Origin of the sequence: Curtobacterium sp. Arg-1 (assembly GCF_025643395.1) — a bacterium.
In the GTDB taxonomy this organism is placed as follows: Bacteria; Actinomycetota; Actinomycetes; order Actinomycetales; family Microbacteriaceae; genus Curtobacterium; species Curtobacterium poinsettiae.
In genome coordinates this window covers 1,122,321-1,145,879 of the sequence record NZ_CP095731.1, presented here as the reverse complement: position 1 = coordinate 1,145,879, position 23,559 = coordinate 1,122,321, and the positions used below count along the sequence as shown (strand labels likewise).

The 23,559-nt window shown below is 71.4% G+C and carries 21 protein-coding genes and 1 tRNA gene; 3 read left to right on the top strand and 19 right to left on the bottom strand.

Annotated features, from left to right (window positions below; translation table 11 throughout):
* Nucleotides 1-17 precede the first annotated feature (17 nt).
* From MXD64_RS05505 to rplU, 12 genes are all read right to left on the bottom strand, one after another.
* Entirely contained in the window at nt 18-1,535 is a 1,518-nt protein-coding gene (locus MXD64_RS05505; protein WP_259552105.1) for an anthranilate synthase component I family protein, read from the bottom strand.
* Nucleotides 1,514-2,437: an aldose 1-epimerase family protein gene (locus MXD64_RS05500; protein WP_071252312.1), complete on the bottom strand. Its 924-nt coding sequence runs from the start codon at nt 2,435-2,437 to the stop codon at nt 1,514-1,516. Before MXD64_RS05500 ends, MXD64_RS05505 begins: the two co-directional genes overlap by 22 nt.
* Nucleotides 2,438-2,519: 82 nt before the next feature.
* Nucleotides 2,520-2,592: transfer RNA gene (locus MXD64_RS05495), tRNA-Ala, on the bottom strand.
* A gap of 108 nt (nt 2,593-2,700) precedes the next feature.
* The gene (rsfS, locus tag MXD64_RS05490; RefSeq protein ID WP_017885969.1) at nt 2,701-3,075 is read right to left on the bottom strand and encodes a ribosome silencing factor; all 375 of its coding nucleotides are present in this window, start codon (nt 3,073-3,075) and stop codon (nt 2,701-2,703) included.
* Nucleotides 3,076-3,207: 132 nt separating this feature from the next.
* Nucleotides 3,208-4,710 carry a hypothetical protein gene (locus MXD64_RS05485; RefSeq protein ID WP_259552103.1) on the bottom strand — a complete coding sequence of 501 codons (1,503 nt, stop codon included), beginning with the start codon at nt 4,708-4,710 and terminating at the stop codon, nt 3,208-3,210.
* Entirely contained in the window at nt 4,707-5,306 is a 600-nt protein-coding gene (nadD, locus tag MXD64_RS05480; protein WP_082046874.1) for a nicotinate-nucleotide adenylyltransferase, read from the bottom strand. Before nadD ends, MXD64_RS05485 begins: the two co-directional genes overlap by 4 nt.
* 11 nt (nt 5,307-5,317) lie before the next feature.
* A complete protein-coding gene (locus MXD64_RS05475; protein WP_017885971.1) occupies nt 5,318-5,518 on the bottom strand; it encodes a hypothetical protein in 201 nt (66 codons plus the stop codon).
* Nucleotides 5,519-5,558: 40 nt separating this feature from the next.
* Nucleotides 5,559-6,824 carry a glutamate-5-semialdehyde dehydrogenase gene (locus tag MXD64_RS05470; RefSeq protein ID WP_140449220.1) on the bottom strand — a complete coding sequence of 422 codons (1,266 nt, stop codon included), beginning with the start codon at nt 6,822-6,824 and terminating at the stop codon, nt 5,559-5,561.
* Nucleotides 6,825-7,620: 796 nt separating this feature from the next.
* Nucleotides 7,621-8,439: a glutamate 5-kinase gene (proB, locus tag MXD64_RS05465; RefSeq protein WP_259552100.1), complete on the bottom strand. Its 819-nt coding sequence runs from the start codon at nt 8,437-8,439 to the stop codon at nt 7,621-7,623.
* Between the two features lie 7 nt (nt 8,440-8,446).
* Nucleotides 8,447-10,024, bottom strand: coding sequence for a GTPase ObgE (obgE, locus tag MXD64_RS05460; protein ID WP_056071353.1), 1,578 nt, complete (start codon nt 10,022-10,024; stop codon nt 8,447-8,449).
* Between the two features lie 104 nt (nt 10,025-10,128).
* Entirely contained in the window at nt 10,129-10,380 is a 252-nt protein-coding gene (gene rpmA / locus MXD64_RS05455; protein ID WP_017885976.1) for a 50S ribosomal protein L27, read from the bottom strand.
* A gap of 12 nt (nt 10,381-10,392) precedes the next feature.
* Nucleotides 10,393-10,701 carry a 50S ribosomal protein L21 gene (gene rplU, locus MXD64_RS05450; protein ID WP_027464715.1) on the bottom strand — a complete coding sequence of 103 codons (309 nt, stop codon included), beginning with the start codon at nt 10,699-10,701 and terminating at the stop codon, nt 10,393-10,395.
* 179 nt (nt 10,702-10,880) lie between these two features.
* Between rplU and MXD64_RS05445 the strand changes: the two genes are divergently transcribed.
* Nucleotides 10,881-11,153 carry a DUF4031 domain-containing protein gene (locus MXD64_RS05445; RefSeq protein ID WP_017885978.1) on the top strand — a complete coding sequence of 91 codons (273 nt, stop codon included), beginning with the start codon at nt 10,881-10,883 and terminating at the stop codon, nt 11,151-11,153.
* 85 nt (nt 11,154-11,238) lie between these two features.
* Here MXD64_RS05445 and MXD64_RS05440 read toward each other — a convergent pair whose 3' ends face one another.
* Nucleotides 11,239-12,159, bottom strand: coding sequence for a hypothetical protein (locus tag MXD64_RS05440; protein ID WP_042538488.1), 921 nt, complete (start codon nt 12,157-12,159; stop codon nt 11,239-11,241).
* Nucleotide 12,160: 1 nt separating this feature from the next.
* Nucleotides 12,161-15,076, bottom strand: coding sequence for an Rne/Rng family ribonuclease (locus MXD64_RS05435; protein ID WP_263137229.1), 2,916 nt, complete (start codon nt 15,074-15,076; stop codon nt 12,161-12,163).
* Nucleotides 15,077-15,423: 347 nt separating this feature from the next.
* On the opposite strand from MXD64_RS05435, the gene MXD64_RS05430 reads away from it, so the two are divergent.
* Nucleotides 15,424-16,026: a vitamin K epoxide reductase family protein gene (locus MXD64_RS05430; protein ID WP_042538492.1), complete on the top strand. Its 603-nt coding sequence runs from the start codon at nt 15,424-15,426 to the stop codon at nt 16,024-16,026.
* A gap of 31 nt (nt 16,027-16,057) precedes the next feature.
* Nucleotides 16,058-16,921, top strand: coding sequence for a DsbA family protein (locus MXD64_RS05425; protein WP_042538493.1), 864 nt, complete (start codon nt 16,058-16,060; stop codon nt 16,919-16,921).
* Nucleotides 16,922-16,989: 68 nt separating this feature from the next.
* Here the strand turns inward: MXD64_RS05425 and MXD64_RS05420 are convergent, their stop codons facing one another.
* Genes MXD64_RS05420 through ileS form a run of 5 tightly spaced genes read right to left on the bottom strand, consistent with a single transcriptional unit; the run spans nt 16,990 to nt 23,528 of the window.
* The gene (locus MXD64_RS05420) at nt 16,990-17,838 is read right to left on the bottom strand and encodes a DsbA family protein (RefSeq protein ID WP_017885983.1); all 849 of its coding nucleotides are present in this window, start codon (nt 17,836-17,838) and stop codon (nt 16,990-16,992) included.
* Between the two features lie 14 nt (nt 17,839-17,852).
* A complete protein-coding gene (gene ndk / locus MXD64_RS05415) occupies nt 17,853-18,272 on the bottom strand; it encodes a nucleoside-diphosphate kinase (RefSeq protein WP_017885984.1) in 420 nt (139 codons plus the stop codon).
* A 35-nt stretch (nt 18,273-18,307) separates the two neighbouring features.
* On the bottom strand, nt 18,308-18,724 hold the full coding sequence (locus MXD64_RS05410; RefSeq protein ID WP_017885985.1) for a DUF4233 domain-containing protein: 417 nt from the start codon (nt 18,722-18,724) through the stop codon (nt 18,308-18,310).
* On the bottom strand, nt 18,721-20,274 hold the full coding sequence (locus MXD64_RS05405; RefSeq protein ID WP_214584637.1) for a bifunctional folylpolyglutamate synthase/dihydrofolate synthase: 1,554 nt from the start codon (nt 20,272-20,274) through the stop codon (nt 18,721-18,723). Before MXD64_RS05405 ends, MXD64_RS05410 begins: the two co-directional genes overlap by 4 nt.
* Complete coding sequence (gene ileS / locus MXD64_RS05400) at nt 20,271-23,528, bottom strand: isoleucine--tRNA ligase (protein WP_263137228.1); 3,258 nt, start codon at nt 23,526-23,528, stop codon at nt 20,271-20,273. Before ileS ends, MXD64_RS05405 begins: the two co-directional genes overlap by 4 nt.
* Nucleotides 23,529-23,559 lie beyond the last annotated feature (31 nt).

Genomic DNA, 23,559 nt, shown 5'->3' with positions numbered 1-23,559 from the left:
GTTCGAAACGCGTCAGGTCACCAGCCGACGGCCGCCCCCACTGCACCGAGCACCGACCGCGTCTTCGTCTCGACCTCGTCCGCCTCGTCCGCTGCCACCGAGGACCACGTCACCGCTCCCCCGGCTCCCAGCGTCCGGGAACACACCGCCCCCGACGCGTCGAGCACGGTCACGAGGCTACGGATCGCCACCGACAGGTCGACCGCCCCGCTCGCCGAGAAGTACCCGATCGCGCCGGAGTACACCCCGCGCGGAGCCCCCTCGAGCCGGTCCGCGATCGCCGTGGCGCTGCGCTTCGGCGCACCCGTCATCGACCCCGGTGGGAACGCCGCGTGCACCACGTCGGCCCGTGACGCCCCCGGCGGCAGCACCGCCCCGATCGTCGACACCAGCTGGTGCACGCTGGCGTACGTCTCGACCTCGCACAACCGCTCGACGTGCACCGACCCGGGCACCGCCGTCCGCAGCAGGTCGTTCCGCAGCAGGTCGACGATCATCACGTTCTCGGCGCGGTCCTTCGGGCTCGTCGCCAGGTCGTCCCGCGCAGCCGCGTCCGCCGCCGCGTCGGCGAGTCGCCGTCGGGTGCCCTTGATCGGCTCCGCGAGCACCGCTCCGGCCGCGTCGATCCGCAGGAACCGTTCCGGCGACCGGCTCGCCACGCGCAGCGGGCCGAGCCGCAGGTACGCGCCGAACGGCACGGGGTCCGACGCCCGCATCCGCAGGTACTCGTCCAGGTGCGGGTCCGTACCGGGGCCGCCACGGGCCTCATGGCCGACCGCGAAGGCGGTGGTGAGGCAGACCTGGAACGCGTTCCCCTCGCGGATCTCCGCACGGCACACGTCGACCGCTTGCTCGTAGGCGGCGCGCGACACGCGTCCGGTCGCCGCGGACACCCCGGCCGGGAGGCCCGTGGCCGCGTCGCCGACGTCGGCCGACGGCATGCGGGCGGTCACGTCTTCGAGCCACGCACGGTTGTGCGCACTGGCCTCCGGTTCGGCGTCGGCGACGAGCGCCAGCGCCCACGCGTCACCGGTGTGGTCGACGACGAGGGCACGGTCGACGAACCGCAGGTCAGCGTCGGCGTGCCCGTCGGCGGTGCGGTCCGGGCCGTCGGACTCGCGGCCGAGCTCGTACCCGAGGAACCCGACCCACCCGAGCGCGAACCCGCACCCGTCGACCGGCTCGGGCAGACGGGGCGTGCGGCCGAGCAGGTCCGCGAGCACCGCGAAGGCCGGACGGCCCTCGGAACGAACCCGCCCGAACCACCCCTCGGCCGGCGCGGCGACCGTCAGGTGCGCACGGCGCTCCTGGTGTCGGAACCGAGCGGCGAACGGCCCGTCCGTCCAGGCCAGCACGGACCAGCGCGCCCGGGGCCGGGCCGTGGCGGGGGCACCGTCCGGCAGCCCGGAGTCGAGCCACACCAGGTCCCCCGAGACCCGCGCCGCCAGGGCCGCCAGGTCGGGGACGGGGTCGAGTCGGCGGACCTCGACGCGGACGCCGGGGTCGGGGTCGGTCAGACCGCGGCGATCGTCCATGCGGCGGCGTGCGAGGCACCGGGGGCGAGCACCACGAGGCCGCGGTCCTCGCCGTCGTTGAAGGCGTCGGGCGCGCACGTCATCGGCTCGACGGCGAGACCCGCGCGGTGGTACTCGGGCACGACGTGGTCAGCGGTGTGCACCTGGGCCCATCCGCACTCCGGCCCGAAGGTCGCACGGACCCCGTGACCGTCCGCCGCCGTGACGGCGATCGTGGCGAGTCCGCCGGCGTCGCGGTCGAACCCGGTGAAGGCGTGGTCGATGAACCGGTCGCCGATCAGCGTGGGCGTGCGCAGGTCGAACTCGTCGTGGACGGGGACCAGGTCGGTCGGGATGAGCCGGTCCGGCGTCACCTCGAGCACCTGGGCGGCGGGGAGCGTCAGGGTCCAGTCGTCGACGGTGCCGGCACCCGCCACGAGGTACGGGTGCGGGCCGGTGCCCCACGGCGCGGCCTGGGCCCCGGTGTTCGTCCCGGTGATCGTCGTGTGCAGCCCCTCGGCGTCGAGCCGGTACTCCACGGTGACCTCGACGCGGTACGGGTAGCCTTCCTGCGCCTGCACGGTCGTGGCGAGCACGACCCGGTCGTCCGCCTGCTCCTGCACCCGGAAGTCAGTCCACGCGACGAGTCCGTGCAGGGCGTGGTGCCGTGCCGGCTCGGTGAGGGCCAGCTCGTGGTCGACGCCGCCGAAGGAGTACTCGCCGTCGACGATCCGGTTCGGCCACGGAGCCAGGACGGCGCCGCGGAAGACCGGACGGACCTGGTCGGCGTCGAACGGCACGACCAGGTCACGACCCTCGTGCCGCAGGGTCCGCAGCGTCGCTCCGACCGTGGCGATGTCGGCCGTGTAGCCGGCGGAGGCGATCGTCAGTGGGGACCCGGACAGCGGCGCGTCGTTGCTCATGCGCTCAGCGTATCGGGCCACCGGGTGGCGATCGGCGCACGAGAAAACCCCCGCCGTTCCGAGGAACGACGGGGGTTTCGGGTGGATCTGAGGGGACTCGAACCCCTGACCCCCTGCATGCCATGCAGGTGCGCTACCAGCTGCGCCACAGACCCAGATCGTGTTGCTTCTGCACCAACCGGTTCCCCGGAGGCACCATAGAAGCGTACACCATGCGAACGCCGGGCAACGAAATCGAAGCCGCCACCCGGGCGCGTCGCTGATCAGGCGGTGTGGTCCACCGGGAGCTCGAGCGGGATGGTCGGGCAGTCGGCCCAGAGACGCTCGAGCGAGTAGTACTGGCGGTCTTCGTCGTGGAAGACGTGCACGATGACGTCACCGAAGTCGATGAGGACCCAGCGGCCCTCGGCACGGCCTTCGCGGCGGAGCGTCTTGGCACCGAGCTCGAGGAGGCGCTCCTCGACGGCATCGGCGATGGACTGCACGTTGCGCTCGTTCCGACCGGTTGCGAGCAGGAACACGTCCGTGAGCTGCAACGGCCCGGTCACGTCGAGAGCGACGAGGTCCTCGGCCTGCTTGGCGTCAGCCGCGAGTGCTGCGGCCTGCGCGAGTTCCAGTGCGCGAGTGGAGGCGGTCACGGATTCCTTCCGGTCGTCGAACCGACGGACAGCCGGTTCGCTTGATGGGTCACGATCATAAGCCACCCCGCCGACAGCGGCCAGGCCGGGGTCGGCGGGGTGGTGGAGAACGGTCGTCGGGGACGGCAGGGGTCAGCCGCCGAACGCGTGGGTGGTGACGAGGGCGACGACGATGACCGCCGCTGCGGCGATGCCGACCGAGCCGAGCGCGACACCGAGGATGAGCGGCGTGCGCGACTCCTTCGGCTTGGCGGCGGCGAGCACGACCTGACGGGTCGAGGTGTGACTGGACACCGCACGGCTCGCCCGCACCGGACTGGCGTCGGTCTCGGGCTGCTCGTCCTGCTGCTCGAGCAGGCGGTCGACCTCGGCCCCGTCGATCGGACGGTGCGACCCGGTCGACGACAGCGACGCCGGCAGGTCGATCGATCCGGTGAGGATCACCTCGCCCGTCGCGTTGAGGGCACCCGTCGGGTCGGCCAGGGCCGAGTTCGGCAGGATGATCGCGTTGGTGTTCGTCACGGCGACGCGGCGGGTGCCGGTCTCGGCGTCGTGCACCTCGGAGTCGTTCGAGTCGTGCGCCTGCTGCGACCAGTGGCCGGCGGGCGGCGCGAAGGCCGTGGTCACCGGCTTCGGCTCGGTGGGCCGCTGGAACGCGGCGGGGGCCTTCGGGGCCTCGGTCACGGCGCCGGGCAGCGGGACCTCGTTCGTGTCGTCGTCCTCGGCGTCGAGCGAGAGCGGGAACACCGCGGGGGTCCCTGCTGCGGCGTTCGTCGGGATCGGGACGGGCGTGACGGCGGGCCGCGACCCGGGCGCGGTGTCGGCCGACCCGGCCGGAGCGTCGGCGGGCGTCTCGTCGGCCTGGGCATCGTCGGTCGCGTCGTCCGCCGGGGCGTCGAGGACCGACGCCTCGGGTGCGGTGGCGTCCGAGTCGGTGGCGTCCGATTCGGTGCCGTCCGAGTGGGTGCCGTCCGAGTCGGCGTCGGCGGGCGGCGACCACGTCGAGCGGTGGCGGCGGGGCTCCTCGGCATGCGCAGCGGCCTCGTCGAGGGCCTCGATCGCGTCCGGGGACCCGTCGGCCTCGGTGGCTTGCGCGACCGCGGCCTGGTCGAGGACCGTCGGCGCAGCGGACTGCTCGTCGCGCTCTGCCTCGGCATCCGGAGTGCTCTGCTGCGCCGCGGCGGGGTCGATCGTGTCGACCGAGCCGATGACGTCCTCGACGGTGCGGTCGGAGGACTGCGGCGTGGGGTTCTGCAGCGGGACCGGCAGGACCGCCTGGCGCTCGGCGGCGCGGAGCTGCCGGATCTGTCGACGGGTGAGTCCACCGCTGCCGGGGACGATCTCGGTCGCGGACGCCGGCGGGAACGGCGGCACACCGGCCGCGGGCGCCGACACCGGGACGGACGGCGCGGAGCCCGGAGCATCCTGCGCCGAACCCGGCGTGGACGACTGGGCAGGGCCGCCTGGTGCGGGGGCGACGTGCGATCCGGGGCGACGACGGGACTCGGGGGTCTCGGCCGCGGGCGTGGCGACGGTCGGGGGCGGCGTCGCGGGCTGCGAACCGGCCGCGGCGGCACGCTCCCGCTCGCGCGCCTGGCGCCGCGACAGGGGCGGCTGCGCGTCGGACGAACTCATGCAACGCTCCGATACAGATGGTGCTTGGAGATGTACTGGACGACACCGTCGGGAACCAAGTACCAGACGGGGGAACCCCGTCGAACCCGGTCACGGCAATCCGTCGACGATATGGCCAGTGCAGGGACCTCGAGCAAGCTTACGTCCCGCTCGGGCAATCCGGTGATGCTCAAGGCGTGTCCCGGACGCGTCACGGCGACGAAGTGTGCCAGGTCCCAGAGTCCATCATGGTCTTTCCAGTCGACGATCTGCTGAACGGCGTCTGCGCCCGAGATGAAGACGAGCTGGGCATCCGGTCGTTGTTCGTGCAGGTCCTGCAGCGTGTCGACGGTGTACGTCGGCCCCGGACGGTCGATGTCCACGCGGCTGACGGTGAACATCGGGTTCGACGCGGTGGCGATGACGGTCATCAGGTACCGGTGCTCGGCGTCGGTGACGTCGGACTTCATGTACGGCTGCCCGGTGGGGACGAAGACGACCTCGTCGAGGTCGAACGCCCGCGCCACCTCGGACGCCGCGACCAGGTGCCCATGGTGGATGGGGTCGAACGTGCCACCCATCACGCCGATGCGTGGCCGTCCGGTGGTCTCGAGCATCGAGTGGTCGGTCAGATCTTGGTGTGACCGAACTCGTCGACACCCGACTCGTTGTGGCGGGTGGCCTCGAACTTCTGGGAGTGACGGTACGCCACGTCGCGGAAGCTCCAGGTCACGAAGCCGAGGAAGATGAAGAAGAGGGCGCCGACCATGGGGAACACGAACGCGGGCGCCCCGGAGGCGTGCTCAGCAGCTTCTGCGAGGAGGGTCATCGTTCGTGCTCCGTTCGGTCGGGGAAAGACGCCGTTCAGTCTAGCCGCGGATCTGCCCGGAGCCGCGCACGATCCACTTCGTGCTCGTGAGCTCCGGCAGCCCCATCGGACCGCGCGCGTGCAGCTTCTGCGTCGAGATGCCGACCTCGGCCCCGAAGCCGAACGCACCGCCGTCGGTGAACCGAGTGGAGGCGTTCACCATCACCACCGCCGAGTCGACGCTCGCCAGGAACCGCTCGGCGGTGTCGACGTCGTTCGTGACGATCGACTCCGTGTGGTGCGTGGACCACCGGGCGATGTGCGCCATCGCCGCGTCGACGTCGGGCACGACGCGGATCGACAGGTCGAGGTCCATCGACTCGGTCGCCCAGTCGGCGTCGGTGGCTCGGAGCACCCCGGGCACGATCGCCCGGGTGGCGTCGTCGCCGCGCAGCGTGACGCCGGATGCCCGCAGCCGGTCCGCCAGCACCGGCAGGAGTCGCTCGGCCGCCGCCTCGTGCACCAGCAGGGTCTCGAGGGCGTTGCACACGCTCGGTCGCTGCACCTTGCTGTTCAGCACGATGTCGACCGCACGCTGCTCCGGCGCGGACGCGTCGAGGAACACGTGCACGACGCCTGCCCCGGTCTCGATGACGGGCACCTGCGACTCGGTGACGACGGTCTGGATGAGCGCGGCGCTCCCCCGTGGGATCAGCACGTCGACCAGCCCGCGGGCGCGCATGAGCTCGGTGGCGCCGGCGCGGCCGAACTCGTCGATGGTCTGCACCAGGTCGCGGGGCAGTCCGACCGACTCGACCGCGTCCTGGATCCGGGCGACGAGCACGGCGTTCGTGTGCTGGGCCGCCGATCCACCGCGGAGCACGACGGCGTTGCCCGACTTGAGTGCGAGCGAAGCGATGTCGACGGTGACGTTCGGGCGTGCCTCGTAGATGGCCCCGACGACACCGAACGGCACACGCACCTGGGTGAGCTGGAGCCCGTTCGGCAGCTGCGACCCGCGCACGTGCTCCCCCACGGGGTCGGTGAGCCCGACGACGTGCTCGACCGCGGCAGCCAGGGCCTCGATCCGGACCCGGTCGAGCCGCAGCCGGTCGAGCAGCCCCGACGACAGGCCGCCGTCCTCACCCGCGACGAGGTCGTCGTGGTTGGCGCGGACGATCTCGTCCGTCGCTGCACGCACCGCCGAGGCGATCGCCGCGAGGGCCGCGTCCTTGACCGCGGTCGTGGCGGTCGCGAGCGCCGACGAGGCGGCGCGTGCCGCCACGAGCTTGTCGGTCAGGGTCGGGGCGGGCGCGATCGACGACATGGACCGATTGTAGGTCCGCCACCCGGGTCGTGACGGGCGTGCCGGATGCTCGCCGCGCCTCCAGGCCCGGTCCGCCGTTCCTGTCGGTCACGACACGTCGTCCCCGCTCGCCGAGCGGTCGCAGACCGTCGCCCAGCGGTGACCGCAACGACGGTTCCCGACCACACGCCGGTGACCCGACGGGGAGTCGTGACCGCCCGGAGGCCCGCCACCGGTCCCGACACCCGCACCGGCCCTCCAGGCGGTCGCGTCCACCCCGTCGACTGCCTGGACCCGCAGGTCACGACACGTCGCGTCACGCCCGCCGAGCGGTCGCAGACCGTCGCTCCGCGACGCCCGCGCCGACGGTCCCCGACCAGTCAGCGCCGTCCCGACGGGGAGCCGTGACCGCCTGGAGGCCCGCCACCGGTCCCGGGACCCGCACCGGCCCTCCAGGCGGTCGCGTCCACCCCGCCGACCGGTCACGACACGTCGTCCCCCGCCCTCCGAGTGGTCACAGAACGTCGCCCAGCGGCGACCGAAGCGACGATTCCCGACCACGCACCGGTGACCCGACAGAGAGTCGTGACCACCTGGAGGCCCGCCACCGGTCCCGACACCCGCACCGGCCCTCCAGGCGGTCGCGTCCACGCCGTCGACTGCCTGGACCCGCCGGTCACAACACGTCGCGTCACGCCCGCCGAGCGGTCGCAGACCGTCGCTCCGCGACGCCCGCGCCGAAGGTACCCGACCACTCGACGACATCACAACGGGGAGTCGTGACCAGTCCCTGCCAGTCGCGCGGCCCGGCCCGGCCTCAGGGGCGCGGCGCGGCGTGGAACCAGGTGCCGACGTGTTCGCCCGCCAGGGCGCGGTCCACCAGCGCCGTGTCGGTCACGAGCACCGCGGTGCCCGCCTCGGCCGCGAGCCGCGCAGCGGCGACCTTGGTCCCCGCTCCCCCGGTACCGACGCCGGCCGTGCCGATCGACCCGAAGGTGACCCCGGCCAGCTCGTCGCCGAACGGCACCTCGTCGATGCGGGTCGCACCGGGCTGCTCCGGGGGTGCCGTGTAGAGCGCCTCGACATCGGAGAGCAGCACCAGGGCATCGGCACCGAGCAGCCGAGCCACCAGGGCCGCGAGCCGGTCGTTGTCGCCGAAGCGGATCTCGTGGGTGGCGACGGTGTCGTTCTCGTTCACGATCGGCAGCACTCGCAGCGCGAGCAACCGGTCGATGGCGCGCTGGGCGTTCACCCGGTGCGTGGGGTTCTGCAGGTCGCCCGCCGTGAGCAGGATCTGCGCCGCGACGACACCGTGCCGGTCGAGTTCCTTCTGGTACCGGAACATCAGGACGTTCTGCCCGGTGGCCGCCGCCGCCTGCTGCGTGGCCAGGTCGTCCGGCCGCCCCTGGAGCCCGAGGAACGGGAACCCGGTCGCGATCGCACCGGACGACACGAGCACCACCTCGGTGCCCCGCCCGTAGGCCGCCGCCAGGGCGTCCACCAGCGGGCCGATCTGCCCGGCGGCGTCACCGCTGACCGACGACGAGCCGACCTTGACCACGATCCGCCGCGCACGCGAGATGTCCTCGCGCCGGGTGACGGGTCCGAGGTCGGTGCGGGCGGTCGTGTCGGTCATGCCGCGGTCAGTCCTTCTGGTCGCTGGTCTCGACCTGGTCGCCGTCGAACTGGTCGCCGGTGCCGAGCTGGTCACTGGTCACGACGTCGTCGTCCACCCAGAGCCCGGAGACGCGCTCCTGCTCGAGCTCGGCACGGGCGGCGGCCTTGGCGTCCATCCGCTCGAAGTACTCCTCGCGCCGCTCGTTGCGGGTCGGACGCGAGGTCGCACCGATGCGGGCGTCGGTGCCACGGGCACTCGTGATGAGCTCCGCGGTCGACGTGAGCGTGGGCTCCCAGTCGAACACCATGCCGCCGTCGCCACCGATGACGACGGTCGACCCGGCGACGGCTCCGGCCTTGAACAGACCGTCCTCGACGCCGAGCTTCGCGAGCCGGTCGGCCAGGTAGCCGATCGCCTCTTCGTTGGTGAAGTCGGTCTGCTGGACCCAGCGCTCCGGCTTGGCGCCGCGGACGCGGTAGAAGCGGTGCTCCTCGCCGCCCTCGGCGCGCACGGTGAAGGGCTTCTCGTTGACCGAGCGGGGGCGCAGGACGATGCGCTCCGGCACCGGCTCGGCCGCACGGGTGGCGCGGGCCTGCTCGACCACGTCCGCCAGGGCGAACGTCAGCTCGCGGAGGCCCTTGCGGGACGCCGTGGAGATCGGGAAGACGCGGTAGCCGCGGCCCTCGAGCTCGGCGGTGACGAACTCGGCGAGCTCCTGCGCCTCGGGCACGTCGATCTTGTTCAGGGCGATGAGCTGCGGGCGCTCGAGCAGCGGCACCTGGCCCTCGGGGACCGGGTAGCGCTCGAGTTCGCCGAGGATGACGTCGAGGTCGCTGATCGGGTCGCGGCCCGGGTCGAGCGTGGCGCAGTCGATCACGTGGAGCAGTGCCTCGCACCGCTCGACGTGCCGCAGGAACTCCAGGCCGAGGCCCTTGCCCTCGGACGCGCCCTCGATCAGACCGGGGACGTCGGCGACGGTGAAGCGGGTGTCGCCGGACTCGACGACGCCCAGGTTCGGGGTGAGGGTGGTGAACGGGTAGTCCGCGATCTTCGGCTTGGCGGCCGAGACCGCCGCGATCAGCGAGGACTTGCCGGCGCTCGGGAACCCGACGAGGGCGACGTCGGCGATGGTCTTCAGCTCGAGGCTGATGTCCCCCGCCCAGCCCTCGGTGCCGAGCAGCGCGAAGCCGGGGGCCTTGCGCTTGGTGGTGGAGAGCGCCGCGTTGCCGAGGCCACCCTGCCCACCGGGGGCCACGACGACGCGCATGCCGGGCTCGGTGAGGTCGGCGATCACTTCGCCGGATTCGTCGTACACCACGGTGCCGACGGGCATCGGGAGCTCGAGGACCTCGCCGCTGACACCGCTGCGGTGGTCGCCCATGCCGGGCTGGCCGTTCTTCGACGAGCGGTGCGGGGAACGGTGGTAGCCGAGCAGCGTCGTCACCTGCGGGTCAGCCACGAGCACGATGTCGCCGCCGTCACCGCCGTTGCCGCCGTCGGGCCCGGCCAGGGGCTTGAACTTCTCACGGCGGACCGACACGCAGCCGTTGCCGCCGTGCCCCGCGCTGAGGTGCAGGGTCACGCGGTCGACGAAGGTCGCCATGGGTCCACTCCAGGTGTTTCGTTGTGCCGACGGGATCGTCGGCGGGAAAAGCGAAGGAGGGGCGGGCACTCGGCCCGCCCCTCCAGCTGCAGTCGTTCGAACGACTACGCGTTGACGATGTTGATGACCTTGCGGCCACCCTTGGTGCCGAACTCGACCGAACCGGACGAGAGGGCGAACAGCGTGTCGTCGCCACCACGGCCGACGTTGGCGCCGGGGTGGAAGTGGGTGCCGCGCTGGCGGACGATGATCTCGCCGGCGTTGACGACCTCGCCACCGAAGCGCTTCACGCCGAGGCGCTGTGCGTTCGAGTCACGACCGTTGCGAGTGGAACTCGCACCCTTCTTGTGTGCCATGAGTTGACTCCCTTACGCGATCTTGGTGATCTTGACGCGGGTCAGCTCAGCGCGGAAACCCTGGCGCTTCTTGTACCCGGTCTTGTTCTTGAACTTCTGGATGATGACCTTGGGACCACGGAGGTCGTCGAGCACCTCGGCGGTGACGGTCACGTTCGCGAGCTCGGAAGCCGCCGACGTGATCTTGTCACCGTCCACGAGGAGCACGGGGGCGAGGTCGATGTTGCCCTTGTCGTCCGCCTTGGCACGGTCGATGGTCAGGATGGTGCCGACCTCGACCTTCTCCTGACGGCCGCCGGCGCGCACTACTGCGTAAACCACGTGGAAATCCTTACGTAACTCTGCTTGAGGGAAGTCTCGGGTGCCCACTTCTGCACGAGCGGCTCCCGGAAGGCCGGGCCCGATCGGCGACGCAGGCAGAACGGCCCGCTGACACCAGGGACCGAGAATACTCGATCACCCTGGGTCCGGTCAAACGGCGACACCCGTACGATTGCACGGTGACCGTGTTGATCGACCCACCGACGTGGCCCGCCCACGACACACTGTGGTCGCACCTCGTCAGTGATGAATCCTACGCGGAACTCCACGCGTTCGCTGCGCGGGCCGGCGTGCCGCCCCGCGCGTTCGACCACGACCACTACGACGTCCCGCTCTCGCGGTACGACGAACTGGTGGCCGCCGGCGCCTCGGCCGTCACCGGTCGCGAGCTCGTGCTGCGGTTGATCCGCAGTGGGCTGCGCGTGGCGCAGCGGGACAAGCGCGGCCTCTGAGCGCCCGCCAGGAGGCGCGGTGCAGGTCCGCCCCGGCCCGCACCTCGCACGGTGCGCAGCCGGCTCACAAGGCCCGCGAGCGGGCTCAGCGGGGCGCTGGGCCGCCCCAGGGGTTCGCCGGGGGCTGCTGCTGGTCGGAGCGCGGTCCGGCGCCGTACTGCCCGCCGTACTGGCCGTGCGGGTCGGGCTGGACGCGTCCCTGCCCGTAGGGTGCGGGCGGCTGCTGCTGTGGCTGCTGCTGGATCGTCGACGGTGGGACCGCGTCGGCGGGTCGGACGGTGCCCGGCCTGCCCGGGGTCGTCGACGAGCCAGGGCCGCGGCGCGGGCGACCGAGCCAGAGCCAGGCGGCCGTGGCGGTCGCCAGGAGCATCACGGTGAACGGCAGCCCGTTCTGCAGCGGACGCGTGAGCACGTCGATGACGAGCTTGGAGCCGCCGGCGGTGGCCGCGCCGAAGGACCCGGTGAAGACGCCGACCAGCATCAGGGCCACCGTGCCCGCGGCGCCGGCGAGCACGACGCGGAGCAGGAGCCTCGGCAGCGGGCTGCGGCGGTCGATCGGCGTCAGGAAGGCCAGGGCCAGGAACGCCCCGGCGTAGTACGGGAACGGCGCCACGAACACACTGGTCGTGAAGCTGCCGAGCAGGCTCGTCCCCGCGCCGTAGTGCTGGAACGGGCTGACCACGAGCGAGGTGCCGAGCAGACCGAAGAGCCCGGACACGAACTCGACGAGCACCAGGGCGACGACCGCGATGAGCGCCCCGGCCGTGTTCGTCACCGAGGCACCGGGCGCGAAGGCCCGCCGCGGGTCGGCAGGGGCACGGGGCGGTCGCGGCGGGGCGTACGGCGCACCGGCACCGGGCTGGCGACCGTACTGCGGCACACCACCCTGCTGCGGCGGCGGCACCGGACCACCCGGCTGCTGACCACCCGGGCCGGGCGGTGCGGGCTGAGACCAGCCCGCACCGTAGTACCCACGCTGCTGCTGCGGGTCGCCCGGGTTCGTCACGTCAGCTCCCCAGGATCACAGCGCCGTCGGAGCCGTCGGCGTCGTCGGCCGGCTCCTCCGTCGGCGTGGCCGGAGCGCTGATGCTCGGCGACGAGACCCGGCGGGAACGCGAGCGCCCCTGTCCGGGCTGCTTCGGCTCAGGGAGCGCCTGGAGCACCGAGTCGAGCAGGGACTCGGCGTCCGGGGCGACCGCGCGGGGCTCGCGCTTGGGCGCTGCGGCGATCGGGATGTCCAGGATCGCCACCGAGTTGTCGGTCGGGGTCACCGTGGCACTCGAGCTCACGCGACGACGGGCCGGGGCCTTCGCCTTCGGTGCGCTCGCGACCTCGGGCTCGGTGACGTTCGGGGCGCTGCCCTTCGTCGCACTGGCCTTCGGCGCGCGCGCCTCGGGTTCGACGACGGGCTCGGAGGCGGGTGCCTCCGGTGCCTCGGTGGCCTCGGTGGTCTCCGGGGTCTCCGGGGTCTCCGGGGCGGCAGCGGTCTGCTGGTCTCCCCCGCGCCCACCACGGCCCCGACGACGGCGCTTCGAACCGGTGGGCTGCTCGCCGCCCGCACTGTCCGTGCTGGTCGATGCGTCCGCCGAGGACGGCGCCTCGGCTTCGGTCGCGGCGGCCGCGGCCTCCTGCTCGTCGTGCGACAGGGTCGAGGCGGCGATCCGGGACAACGCGTTCTTCACGTCGTCGGTGATCTGGTGCGCCTGGCTCGACCCACCGTTCGACGAGGACCCCGACGAACCGGAGTTCCCGGTGCCGTTGCCGCCGTTGCCGGAGCGGCCGTTCTCGTTGCCGTTCCCGCCACGACCCTTGCGACGGCCCTTGCTCGGACCCGGGTCGGCGTTGTTGTCGTTGATCTTGGCGTTGACCTCGTCGAGCGACTCGCGCAGACCGACACCGATCTTCTTGCGGGTCATCTGCACCAGGCCGAGCGAGGTGATCTCAGCGACCTGGTGCTTCGTGCGGTCGCGGCTCAGGCACTCGACCAGACGGCGGAGCACGAGGTCGCGGTTCTCCTCGAGCACCATGTCGATGAAGTCGACGACGATGATGCCGCCGATGTCACGCAGGCGCAGCTGCCGGACGATCTCCTCAGCGGCCTCGAGGTTGTTCTTCGTGACCGTCTCTTCGAGGTTGCCGCCGGAACCGACGAATTTGCCGGTGTTGACGTCGACGACCGTCATGGCCTCGGTGCGGTCGATGACGAGCGAACCACCGGAGGGCAGCCAGACCTTGCGGTCGAGCGCCTTGTCGATCTGCTCGTTGAGGCGGAACTCCTCGAAGGAGTCGGGGCCGTCGTAGCGGACGACGCGGTCCTTCAGGTCCGGGGCGACGGCCGTCAGGTACTCGTCGATGGTGCCGCCGGCGGCCTCGCCGTCGATGATCAGCTTCGTGAAGTCCTCGTTGAAGACGTCGCGGACGATCTTGATGAGCAGGTCGGGCTCCGAGTGCAGCATCACCGGGGCCTGGCCACCGGCGACCTTCTTCTGGATGGCCTCCCACTGGCTGGTCAGGCGCTGCACGTCGCGGGTGAGCTGCTCCTCGGTCGCTCCCTCGGCAGCGGTGCGCACGATGACGCCCGCGTGCTCCGGCAGGACCTCCTTCAGGATCTTCTTCAGGCGGGCACGCTCGGTGTCCGGCAGCTTGCGCGAGATCCCGTTCATCGAGCCGTTCGGCACGTAGACCAGGTAGCGACCGGGCAGCGAGACCTGGCTGGTCAGACGGGCGCCCTTGTGGCCGACCGGGTCCTTCGTGACCTGCACCAGGACCTTGTCGCCCGGCTTCAGGGCTGCCTCGATGCGGCGACCGTGGCTGGTGTCGACCGAGTTCCAGTCGACCTCGCCGGCGTAGAGCACGGCGTTCCGGCCACGGCCGATGTCGACGAACGCGGCCTCCATCGAGGGCAGGACGTTCTGCACCTTGCCGAGGTAGACGTTGCCGATGAGCGACACGTTCTCGGACTTGGTGATGTAGTGCTCGGCGAGGATGCCGTCCTCGAGCACACCGATCTCGATCGTCGACGAGCTGGAGCGGACGATCATCTGGCGGTCGACGCTCTCGCGGCGGGCGAGGAACTCGTCCTCGCTGACCACCTGGCGGCGGCGTCCGGCGTCGCGACCGTCGCGACGACGCTGCTTCTTCGCCTCGAGACGGGTCGAACCCTTGATGCGCTGCGGCTCGGTGATGAGCTCCGGCTCACGACGGCGCGGCTCCTGGTGGTCGCGCGGCTCGCGGGCCTCGCGGTCGGCGCTCGAGCTACGGCGACGCGAGCGACGGCGGGAACCGCCCTGGTCGTCGCGGTCGTCACGGTCGCGATCGCGGTCGAAGCGGTCTTCGCGGTCGTAGCGGTCGTCCTCGTCGCGGTCGCGGTCACGATCGCGGTCGCGCTCGAACCGGGGCGCGCGCTGCGGCAGGTCCGGCAGCACCGGGGCGTGGAAGATCAGGCTGAGCGTGCTCGTGGCCTTCGGCACGACCGGCTCGTCGGCTGGTGCCGCGTCGTCGCTCGCCTCGGCCGTGGGCGCGGCCTCGGTCGGACGGGAGGCGCGGTCCGCGTCCGCCCCGTCGGTCACGGTGCCCGACTGGTCGCCCGTCACGACCGGCAGGTCACCGGTCAGCGTGCTCACGTCGTGCGGCTCGGCACCGCTGTCGGCGACGGCCTCGACCGCGACGGAGACCGCCCCGGTGTCGGTCGGCTCCGACGGCGAATCGGGAGAGTCCGGCGAACCGGGCGACGCGACGCTGGCCGCGGGACGGGCGTCAGCGCCGCCCGTCAGCGCGAGGGTCTCGTCGGCGTGGGGTGCCTGCTCGGCGCTCCCACGGGCCTCCTGGCCGGACGACCGGGCGCGGCGACCGCCGAACAGGCGGCTCCGGCGCTTCGGCGCGTTCTCGTCGTTGGTCGTGTTGTCGTTGTTCTGCTCCACCATGGACTGGTGCACTCCTCGGCCCCACTCGCACCCTTTCGGGTGGCGGGAATTCTGTGTCGTGGCGGGCGGCGTCGACGCCCCCGCGCTCGCTGTCTCGTGACCGGTCCGCGTCAACTTCTCGTTGCGTCCGCGCCCGTTCCGGTCCGGGCACCCGGCCCGGGTCGGCTCGTCGTCGGAGTGACGCTGCCCGACCACAGTGCGCTCTCACCGCACCTGATCGTCCGAGGTCTGCCCGGTGGGGCGTCGCTCGGAAAGCTCTCTTCGGTGTGCGGTTGGCCGCACGACCTCCAGGCATTATCGCATGCCACACCCGGAAAGCACCGGAACCCGCGTGCGATGATGACCGCGTGACCGCGTCTGCACCTGCCCCCCGTCGTCCGATCGCGATGGCGGTCTTCCTGCTCGTCACCGGGCTCGTCGGCCTGTACGCAGCGTTCCGGCTCGTCCTCGACGAGTTCGCGAAGTACGAGAACCCCAAGGCCGTCCTGAGCTGTGACGTCAATCCGTTCATCAACTGCTCCGACGTGATGGCCAGCTGGCAGGGCCACCTGTTCGGGTTCCCGAACCCGCTGCTCGGCGTCATGGGGTTCGTCGCCCCGATCGCCGTCGCGGTGCTGATGCTGGCCGGGTTCCGGAACGGCTCGCGCTGGTTCTGGATCGCGTTCAACGCCGGCGTGTTCCTGGCGTGGGTGTTCGTGACCTGGCTGTTCACGCAGACCGTCTTCGTCATCGGCGCCCTGTGCCCGTGGTGCATGCTCGTCTGGTCGATGACGATCCCGATGTTCTGGGTCTTCACGATCTGGAACATGGCGCAGGGACGCTTCGGCGCCGGAGCACAGCGCGTCGGGCGCACGCTCCTGCCCTTCTGCTGGACGTTCCCGCTGGCCAACTACCTGGTCATCATCGTCACGATCATCATCATGTTCCCGGCGGTCCTGACCGTCTTCTGAGCCGTCCGGACTGCCCCTACGCTCGGGATCGATGAGCGAGCAGGAGACCAGCAGGGCGCGTCGGGACGCCGTACGGGAACGCGCGCGGGCGACACGGGCGAAGGAGCAGTCGCGCCGCCGTCGCCTCCGCACGCTGGGCATCAGCGGAGCCGTCATCGGTGGGCTCGCGGTCGTCGCGGTGGTCGTCGTCCTGGTGGCGGGATCGGTGCAGCCCGCGGGTCCCGGCCCACGCAACGCGGCGAGCGACGGTGTCCTGCTGACCGGTGTGCACGGCAGGATCGTGCCCGTCGAGACGCGCGCGGTCCCCGCCGGCGGGACGCCGACACCGACCGACCAGGACGGCTCGAAGACCGCCATCGTGGTCTACGCGGACTACATGTGCCCGTACTGCAACCAGTTCGAGACGGCCCAGATGCCCCAGATCCGGCAGTGGGTCGAGGACGGGACCGCCACCCTCGAGCTGCACCCGCTCGGGCTGCTCGACCGGCTGTCGCTCGGCTCGCGGTACTCCACCCGCTCTGCGGCGGCTGCTGCCTGCGTCGCCGACCACGACCCGGACGCGTTCCTGGCCTACAACGCGTCGCTCTCCGGGCACCAGCCGTCCGAGAACACCCGCGGGCTGACCAACGACGAGTTGGCGTCCCTCGCCCGCGGAGCCGGGGCGAGGGCCCCCGAGGTCGCCTCGTGCATCACCGGGCAGCGCTTCGCCGGGTGGGTCGCCGACGCCACGAACCGGGCGGTGCAGGACCCGGTGCCGAACTCGACGCTCGACGGGATCACGAGCACGCCCACGATCCTCGTCGACGGCGAGCAGTACGACCCGGACGGCTCGACGTCCCTCGCTGACCCCGAGGCGTTCGCGTCGTTCGTCCGGCGGCACGACCGCGCGTCCTAGCCCGAGGAGCAACGTGGAACGGCCCCCGCTTCCCATCGGGAGCGGGGGCCGTTCGTCGTGCCGAGGTGTTACTTCGCCGCGGCGTCGATCGCGGTGATGACCGTGCTCAGGTCGTCGAGGCGCTTGCCGTCGACCACGACCGTCGGCGTGCCGAACCCCTGCGGACCCGCGAGTGCCTCGTTCGAGGTGACGGCCTGCGTCGACTTCGTCACCCAGCCCTTGAACCGCTCGGTCGACAGGCACTGGGACAGGTCCGAACCCGTCGCGCCGCCCGCCTTGACGAGCTTCGCGATCTCGGAGTTGGTCAGGCCCTTCGTGCCCTCGGCCGGCTGGTTGTCGAAGAACTGCGTCTGCACGTCGAGGAACTTGTCCGGGTCGTAGTTCGCCACGCACATGGCGGCGTTCGCAGCACGGCTGGCGTACCGGGAGCCCGGGTAGCTGCGGTCGAGGATCGACACCGGCTGGATCGCCAGCGTCGCGTCGCCCGATTTCACCTTGTCGAGGATCTGGTCGGCGTAGGCGCCCTCGAACTGCTTGCAGACGGGGCAGGCCCAGTCGACGTACTCGGTGACCGCGACGGCACCGTCACTGTTCGCCGTGGGGGCCGGCGACGCCGAACCCGTCGCGGCCACGGCCGGCGTGGTCACGGGGGTGACCTTGCCGTCCTTGCCGGTGAACTGGATCGCGCCGGTGGCCATGTTCTTCGGCCCGGCGGCGGACAGCACCGGTGCGTTGTTCACGTTCACCACGACGATGGTGATGATCGCGGCGATCGCCACGATTCCCAGGCCGATGCCGCCCTGCAGGAACCACTTGTTGCGGCGCTTGCGGCGCTTCTCGGCGTCGGCACGCTGGCGTGCGACCTCGCGCGCGTGCTGACGCCGCTCGTTCTTGGTGGGTCGGTCGTTGTTCGTCATGTCGTCCCCGCCGCTCAGGCGAACCAGAGCGCGAGCTCGCGCGCGGCCGACTCGGGGCTGTCCGAACCGTGGACCAGGTTCTGCTGCACCTTGAGGCCCCAGTCACGGCCCAGGTCACCACGGATGGTGCCGGGCGCAGCCGACGTGGGGTCGGTGGTGCCGGCGAGCGAGCGGAAGCCCGCGATCGCACCGTTGCCGGCGACGCGCACGGCGACGACCGGACCAGACTGCATGAACTCGACGAGCGGCTCGAAGAACGGCTTGCCCTGGTGCTCCTCGTAGTGTGCGTCGAGCAGGTCGCGCGGCGCCGTGAGCATCTTCAGGTCGACGAGCTCGTAGCCCTTCGCCTCGATCCGGCGGAGGATCTCACCGGTGAGCTGGCGGGCCACACCGTCGGGCTTGACGAGGACGAGGGTCTCTTCGAAGTCGGACACGCAGTACTCCCTGTGTTCGGGGTCGAATGTGGTGGTCAGTCCTCGCCCATGGCCGCTCGGCGCGCGGCGTTCTGACGGTCCAGCTGACCGCCCTTGACGAAGCAGAAGACCCACAGCGCCAGGAACACCACGGCGACCGCGAACATGAACGGTTCGATGAACCCGGTGGCGAGGATGGCCGCCTGCAGCAGCCACCCGAACCATACACCGGCCCGCTTGCCCGTCAGACGTGAGGCAGCTGCGAGGACGATGATCGCGCCGACGCCGCCGCCGAAGGCCGCTGCGGGCGGCAGCGTGCCCTTGCCGAACACGACGAGCATGGGGAAGAAGAACATGATCGCCTCGAGCACGAGCGTGATCGAGAGCAGGCTCTCCTGCGCTCCGCGTTCGCGGCGCGGCTTCCGGGTGCGCGGTGCGCGGCCCGGCCGGGAGGCCCCTGGTGCGTCCGTCACTTCGTCTCGCCTTCGCGGTGCACGAGGTCCATGACCGCGCCCACCATCACGATGGAGCCCGCGACGAGCACGAGGGCGTCCTCGGCGTCCGCCTCGTCGGCCAGGTCGCGTGCCTGCTGCAGGGCGGACGCCAGGGACGGCTCGACGACGACGCGGTCCGCGCCGATCTCGTCCACGACCACCTTGGCGAAGGCATCGGCGTCGAGCGCACGCTCCCCCGGCGGCTGCGTGACCACGAAGGTGGCGACGGTGTCCTTGAGCGCGCGGACGAACCCGCGGGCGTCCTTGTCGCCGAGGATCCCGACGACGCCGACGACGTGCTCCGACGGGAACGCGACCGGCAGTGCCTCGGCCAGGGCCTTCGCACCGTGCGGGTTGTGCGCGGCGTCGACGACGACGGTCGGGTCCGTGGCGATCGGCTGCAGTCGACCGGGGCTGGTCGTGCCGGCGATGCCCTCGGACAGGACGTCCTCGTCGAGGGCCTGGGCCCCACGGCCGAGGAACGACTCGACCGCCGCGATCGCCACGGCGGCGTTCTCGGCCTGGTGCCGGCCGAACAGCGGCAGGAACAGGTCGTCGTAGCGACCGGCGATGCCCTGCACGGTGATGAGCTGTCCGCCCACGGCCGGGGTGACGTCGACGACGCTGAACCCTCCCTGCAAGCTCGGACTGCCCGCCGCTCCGCGACGGTCAGTGACCGGCTCGAAGGGGCCCGTGCCCTCGACGGCCAGGGTGGACTCGGTGAGCTCGGCGGCGCGCTCGAGTTCGGCGAGGGCCTCGGGGACCTGCCGGCTCGACACCACGGCGGACGACGGCTTGACGATGCCCGACTTCGTGCGGGCGATCTCGGCGACGGTGGCGCCGAGCTGCTTCGCGTGGTCGATGGCGATCGGCGTGAACACCGACACCTGGCTCTGCACGACGTTGGTGGAGTCCCACTCGCCGCCCATGCCGACCTCGATCACGGCGACGTCCACCGGCGCCTCGGCGAAGCACGCCAGGGCGAGCACGGTGAGCGCCTCGAAGAAGGTCAGCGGGAGTTCGCCCTTGTCGGCGAGCTCCCGGTCGGTGATCTCGAGCACCGGGGCGATGTCGTCCCAGTTCGAGGTGAACCGGTCCGCTGCGATCGGCTGGCCGTCGATCACGATGCGCTCCCGGATGGACACCAGGTGCGGGCTCGTCATCAGGCCGGTGCGCAGACCGTGGGCACGGACGATGCTCTCGATGGTGCGGCTGGTGGACGTCTTGCCGTTCGTCCCGGTCACGTGGATCACCGGGTACGCCAGGTGCGGGTCGCCGAGCAGCTCGACGGCACGGCGCGTTGCGGTCAGCCGTCGCTCGGGGGCCTGTTCACCGATCCGGGCGTACAGGGCGGCCTCGACACGGCGGACCTCGTCGTCGTCATCCCCGTAGGGCACGGCGTCGGCAGGGCCGTCACCGGCCGGGCCGACCGGGATCCGGATGCCGTCTTCGTCGCGGCCGTCGAACTCGTCGTGTCCGACGAACTCCTCGTTCGCCTCGTGGTCGTCGTACTGGTCGTCGTCGCTCATGCGCGTGCCACCTCCACGGAAACCTTCGCACCGTCACCGACGTCGGTGGTGGTGTCACTCGCCCCGAGGGGCACGATCTCGACGCTCGTCGCCAGGGTCTCACCGGCGATGAGGTCCTGGTGTGCACGGACCGCGCCGTCGGCGGTGTCGTCCACCCGCAGGGTCAGGGCGATGCGGTCGCTGACGTCGAGGTCGGCGTCGCGGCGGGCCTGCTGGACGGCGCGGACGACGTCGCGGGCGAGCCCCTCGGCCTCGAGCTCGGGCGTGGTCACGGTGTCGAGCACCACGAAGCCACCCTCGTCGAGGAACGCCACGGCCACCGAGGTGTCGGCGACGGTGAGGTCGAGCGAGTACTCGCCCTCGATCAGGTCGATGCCGCCGACGGTCACGCCGGAGTCGGTGGCGGTCCAGTCGCCCTTCTTGGCGGCCGGGATGACCTGCTGCACCTGCTTGCCGATGCGGGGGCCGGCGACGCGGGCGTTCACGGTGAGCTTCCGCTCGATGCCGTACTGCGCCAGGGACTCCTCGGCCTGCGCCTCGAGCACCACGCGCTTGACGTTGAGCTCGTCACGCAGGATGTCGGCGAACGGTTCGACCGCAGCCGGGTCCGGCACCACCAGGGTCAGCGTGGCGAGGGGCAGGCGGACGCGCTTGCCCGTGGCCTTGCGGAGCGCCAGGCCCTTCGAGGCGACGTCGCGCACGCGGTCCATCGCATCGACCAGGGCGTCGTCGGCGGGGAACTCGTCGGGGTCCGGGAAGTCCGTCAGGTGGACGCTGCGCCCGCCGGTCAGGCCCTTCCAGATCTCCTCGGTGACGAGCGGCGCGAGCGGGGCGGCGACCCGGGTCAGGGTCTCGAGCACGGTGTACAGCGTGTCGAACGCCGCGCGGGTCTCGGCGCCGGCGGCCGCGTCGGCCCCGGTCCAGAACTTGTCGCGCGAGCGACGGACGTACCAGTTCGTGAGCACGTCGGCGAAGTCACGGACGGCCTGGGCCGCCAGCGGGGTGTCGAGCGCGTCGAGGTGCGCGGTGACGTCGGTGACGAGCACCCGGGTCTTCGCGAGCAGGTACCGGTCGAGCACGTCGGTGCTCGCGGTGCTCCGGGTGGCCTGGTAGCCCGACTCCCCGGAGGCGTTCGCGTACAGGGTGAAGAAGTAGTACGTCGACCACAGCGGCAGCATGAACTCGCGGACGCCCTGCCGGATCCCCTCTTCGGTGACGACGAGGTTGCCGCCGCGGATCACCGACGAGGACATCAGGAACCAGCGCATGGCGTCGGCGCCGTCGCGGTCGAAGACCTCGGAGACGTCCGGGTAGTTCCGGAGCGACTTCGACATCTTCTGGCCGTCCGAGCCGAGGACGATGCCGTGGCTGATGACGTTCTGGAAGGCGGGTCGGTCGAACAGCGCAGTGGAGAGCACGTGCATGACGTAGAACCAGCCGCGCGTCTGCCCGATGTACTCGACGATGAAGTCGGCCGGGTTGTGCGACTCGAACCACTCACGGTTCTCGAACGGGTAGTGCACCTGGGCGTACGGCATCGACCCGGAGTCGAACCACACGTCGAACACGTCGGTGATCCGGCGCATCGTCGAGGTGCCCGTGGGGTCGTCGGGGTTCGGCCGTGTCAGGTCGTCGATGAACGGGCGGTGCAGGTCGACTTCGCCTTCGGCGTTCACCGGCAGGCGACCGAAGTCGCGCTCGATGTCGGCGAGTGAGCCGTACACGTCGGTGCGCGGGTACTCGGGGTCGTCGGACTGCCACACCGGGATCGGCGTGCCGAAGTAGCGGTTGCGCGAGACCGACCAGTCGATGGCGTTGCCGACCCACTTGCCGAACTGGCCGTCCTTGACGTTGTCCGGCACCCAGTTGATGTCCTGGTTGAGCTGGCCCATGCGGTCACGGAGCTCGGTGACCCGGACGAACCACGACGAGACGGCCTTGTAGATGAGCGGCTTCCGGCAGCGCCAGCAGTGCGGGTAGCTGTGCTCGTAGGACGCCTGGCGGAGCAGCCGCCCGGCGTCGCGGACGGCCTTGGTCAGCGGCTTGTTCGCGTCCGACCAGAGCATGCCGGCGACCTCGCCGAACTGCGACGTGAAGACGCCGCCCTCGTCGAGGGACAGCACCACGGGGATACCGGCGGCGGCGCAGACCTCCTGGTCGTCGGCACCGTAGGCCGGGGCCTGGTGCACGATGCCGGTGCCCTCACCGGTCTCGACGTACTCGGCGACGAGCACGCGCCACGCGTTCTCGTAGCCTTCCTGGTCGGCCAGGAAGTCGAACAGACGCTCGTACTCGACGCCGTCGAGCTCGGCGCCCGTCAGGGTGCGCGCGACGGCGGCGAGCGCCTCGTCACCCGAGCCGTAGCCGAGTTCCTTCGCGTGCGCGGCCACCGTGTCGGACGCGAGGAGGTACGAGGCGGAACCCGCTTCGGCACCGTCAGCCGCGCCTCCAGGCCCTGCCGGGACGACCGCGTACGCGATCTCCGGACCGACCGCCAGGGCGGCGTTCGTCGGCAGGGTCCAGGGGGTCGTCGTCCAGGCGAGCGCCCGCACACCGGTCAGGTCGAGCGCGGCAGCGCGGTCGCCGTGCAGCGGGAACGAGACGGTGACGGACTGGTCCTGGCGCATCTTGTAGACGTCGTCGTCCATGCGCAGCTCGTGGTTGGACAGCGGCGTCTGGTCGTTCCAGCAGTACGGCAGGACCCGGAAGCCCTCGTACGCCAGCCCCTTGTCCCAGAGCTGCTTCCACGCCCAGAGCACGCTCTCCATGAAGGTGACGTCGAGGGTCTTGTAGTCGTCCTCGAAGTCGACCCAGCGCGCCTGGCGGGTGACGTACTCCTGCCACTCGTCGGTGTACTGCAGCACCGACTTCTTGGCGGCGGCGTTGAAGACGTCGATGCCCATGGCGTCGATCTCGTGCTTCTCGGTGATGCCGAGCTGGCGCATCGCCTCGAGCTCGGCGGGCAGGCCGTGGGTGTCCCAGCCGAAGCGGCGGTGCACCTGCTTGCCGCGCATGGTCTGGTAGCGCGGGAAGACGTCCTTGGCGTACCCGGTCAGCAGGTGCCCGTAGTGCGGCAGGCCGTTGGCGAAGGGCGGGCCGTCGTAGAAGGTCCACTCCGGGCAGCCCTGGCGCGCGTCGATGGACGCCTGGAACGTGTCGTCGCGCTTCCAGAAGGCGAGGATGCCCCGCTCGACGGCGGGGAAGCTCGGCGAGGGGACGACGCCATCGGCATCGGCGTTCAACGGGTACGGCACCGGGACTCCTTGTGGGTTCGCTCGATCTCCA